Source organism: Endozoicomonas sp. ONNA2, from assembly GCF_024606365.1.
Lineage (GTDB): Bacteria > Pseudomonadota > Gammaproteobacteria > Pseudomonadales > Endozoicomonadaceae > Endozoicomonas.
Genome location: NZ_JAHHPO010000914.1, coordinates 1 through 2,197, shown reverse-complemented (window position 1 = coordinate 2,197; position 2,197 = coordinate 1). Strand labels below are relative to the sequence as shown.

Genomic DNA, 2,197 nt, shown 5'->3' with positions numbered 1-2,197 from the left:
AAAAACCCGCAGGCGCTCAGGGAAACGGCCACATTTGTTGAATCCGCCTGCAACGAATTCCTGTCGGGACTCATGCCTGCGTCTGGTACACTTAATCACCTCCAATCCCTCCTGGGTCGTGAAGATCATGAATACCAGGCATGGCTTGCCCGGGTAGCGCAGGAAATACTCTACTGGACGGCACTGCAGCCCTGTGAGCCCGGCTTTGAACAACTCCCCGAAGGGGAATACAACCCGGCCGACTGTTACCTGAATCATGTAACAAATGATAAACACCTCTGTGACACGCTCTATCCTGTGGGTGCTTACACAGCATTAAGCCAGAAAACATTCTTTAATTGTGATGGCCAATTAAATCTTGGTAGCCATAGTCAATCGTTACCACTGTTATCGCTATTGAACGGGCTAAATAAAATGTGTTCTGGTCTATTTGAGAAGCTGAACCGTTAATTATTGATAACTTTTTTCATTAAGGCATTCAGTAAAATGATTATTTCAGGGCACCCAACCTTGTCCAGTGGCATTGACGAAAAGTCAAAAGATGCCAGTTTGGCTCATCCACAGCAAAGTGATTATATCAGGCATCCCTGGTGCAGTTACCGTGTTACAGCGACTTCAGGCTTGCCCATCAGAAATATGCCTGATCATCCTGCCATTGCGCCCCCCCTTTTGAAACGGTCTCGTGTGGCAGCCTGCCCTGAGCCAAGACATGAGTTCACACAAGGCAACCTTGATCATGAATTAAAAAAGTTTCTGCAAAGAGTGGCCAAGTGTACGGACAAACAGCAGCCATTGCCGGTCAGTGACTATAAATCATTTATCAAGTACTTCGGGGAGTTGCCACCCGGGGCTGACCCGGATCAACTTGATTGTGAAGATTACTTTATAAAAATTAGAAATAAACCTTTATATTTTTGTCAGGTACCCCAAGAAAAGTTAACACAAGAAATGTGTTTACAGGCATTCATAAAAGCGCCATATACGAATCTTCAGCATATACCCGATAGAATGAAAACTAATGAATTGTGTCGAGCTTTGGTGCTTCATGAACCGGGGGCCCTTTTTAGTGTACCGGATGAAATAATAAAAAAATGGCTGAATGATGGTTTTTTTGACTTCCTTCTGGAAAAATTTGAAGGGGTCATTGAGTACATTCCCGAAGCAGCAAGAACTGATGCGCACTTTGAAATTGCTTGCAGAAAATCCTGCGATGCGCTGGATTATTACCCGAAGAACAAGCCCATTAGTGATCACTTATTAACCATTGCAATCCAACACACCGGAGCCCTGAAATTTTACCCGGACCACAAAAAAACAGCAGAAATTTGTGAGGTTGCCTGTCGGCATAATTGGTCAGCATTAAAATATGTTCCTGAACAACTGAAAACGGCCGCATTATGCCAAATGGCTGTCGATAATGATGCCAGAGCCATCCAATTCATTCCTCAAGCCTGCAAAACATTCGATATGTATCTGGCAGCGGCTAAAGCTGGCGAATTATCCAAGCCACTTCCCGAATTTCTGACGGAAGCACAACGAACGGAAATTTACCATACTGCCTGTACAAGTGGATCCGAAGTATTGGCTGCTATTCCAGAACAATACATAACTGATCATTTTCTCAAGTCAGTCATTACCAGCAAGAATCACAGGGCCACCCCTCTTAATTTCGCTGCAAATGACAACCTGTCAAAGTGGGTAGGTGATGATAAGGCATTCAAGCTCTATTCCCTGGCTGTCAGCCTGTCTCCTGCTGCGGTGCGCTATGTACCCTGCGACATTAGAAAGGGAGCAATCCTTGATGCGGCGATAAAAAATAATCTGTCGGTATTGCAACATATTTCCTGGGAACACCTGAGTTTGAATCAGCTTTGCCTCAAAGCAGCGGTTACCAAAAAGATGGTCCAACCATCAAATTCAAAGGAAGAAGACCTGTTATTCCAATTAATCAAGCAGAACAAAATACCCTATGTGCCAACGGATGTTCAGTTGAAATTTTTAACCTGTCCCGATATCTCACTGGAAGACAAACTCTGGTTCATTGAAACATTGGATGCCCCTGCTTACACCTTCCCGAACCAGGTCTTGGCGGCACCGCTGATTTGCCGACAGTCTCCTTTAAAGATCTCATGTACCAATCTATTTTTGATACCCCTGATTTCAACCGCTCATCAGGTCACCGGATTTGCGCTGCCCA

The 2,197-nt window shown here is 44.7% G+C and carries 2 protein-coding genes; both read left to right on the top strand.

All coding sequences use genetic code 11. The features are described 5' to 3' along the window. A partial coding sequence (locus KDK14_RS16300) for a hypothetical protein (RefSeq protein ID WP_257266235.1) occupies positions 1-450 on the top strand: 450 nt, incomplete at its 5' end. A gap of 36 nt (positions 451-486) precedes the next feature. Continuing rightward, positions 487-2,197 (top strand): hypothetical protein (locus tag KDK14_RS16295; protein ID WP_257266234.1); only part of this gene is annotated, 1,711 nt, incomplete at its 3' end.